The following is a 1,108-nucleotide window of genomic DNA, read 5'->3' on the forward strand; positions in this document are numbered from 1 at the left end:
GGGGCCAGAAGAACTCCCAGACGGAGACGTCGAAGCTGTAGGGCGTCTTCTGCAGGACGACGTCGTCAGCGCCGAGGCCGTAGGCGTGCTGCATCCAGAGCAGGCGGTTGCAGACGGCGCGGTGGGCATTCATGGCGCCCTTGGGGCGGCCGGTGGAGCCCGAGGTGAAGATGACGTAGGCGAGGGAGTCGGGGGTGGCTAGCGAGGCAGGGGCGTGCGTGGGCAGGCCGCGCAGCGCTTCGTCCCCCAGGGCCAGGGGCACCACGGAGGCCCCCGGTGCCGCTGGGAGGCGGGCCAGCAGGGAGGGCTGGGCGAGGAGGACGGCGGGACGAGAGTCCTCGAGCATCCACTCCAGGCGCTCACGGGGGTAGGAGGGGTCGAGGGGGACGTAGGCGCCGCCAGCCTTGAGGATGGCGAAGAGGCCGACGACCAACTCAAGAGAGCGCTCCGCGCAGAGGCCGACGCGCACCTCGGGGCCGACGCCGAGGGAGCGCAGGTGGTGGGCCAGCTGGTTGGAGCGGGCGTCCAGCTCACGGTAGGAGAGCCAGGAGCCCTCGAAGCCAAGGGCGGGCGCGTCCGGCGTGCGCCGCACCTGGGCCTCGAAGAGGTGGTGGATGCAGGTGTCCGCGGCCAGGGGCGCGTGGGTGTCGCTCCACTCCACGAGCACCTGCTGGCGCTCGGCGTCGGAGAGCAGGGGCAGGGCGGACAGGCGCGTGTCGGGATTGGCAACGGCGGCCTCCAGCAGCACCTGCAGATGCTCCAGGAGCCGGGCCATGGTGCCGGCGTCATACAGGTCGGTGCTGTAGTCGCAGATGCAGGCGAGGCCCTCGGGCGTCTCGTTGATGAAGAGCGTGAGGTCGAACTTCGCGGCGCCCGTGTTGCCCTCCACGCCCCGGAGGGCGAGGCCGGGCAGCTTCAGCTCGACGGCCGGAGTGTTCTGGAGGGCGAGCTTCACCTGGAAGATGGGCGCATGGGCGAGGCTGCGCTCGGGGTTGAGCACGCGCACCAGCTCCTCGAAGGGAACGTCCTGGTGGGCGTAGGCGCCAAGCGCCACCTTGCGCGTGCGTCCCAATAGCTCGCGGAAGGAGGGGTCCCCCGAGAGGTCCCC

General features: G+C 71.3%; 1 protein-coding gene. It reads right to left on the reverse strand.

All coding sequences use genetic code 11. From position 1 onward, the window contains the following. Positions 1–1,108: non-ribosomal peptide synthetase (locus G4D85_RS48395; protein WP_164021917.1), on the reverse strand; the 1,108-nt coding region annotated here is incomplete at both ends.

The organism is Pyxidicoccus trucidator (assembly GCF_010894435.1).
Lineage (GTDB): Bacteria > Myxococcota > Myxococcia > Myxococcales > Myxococcaceae > Myxococcus > Myxococcus trucidator.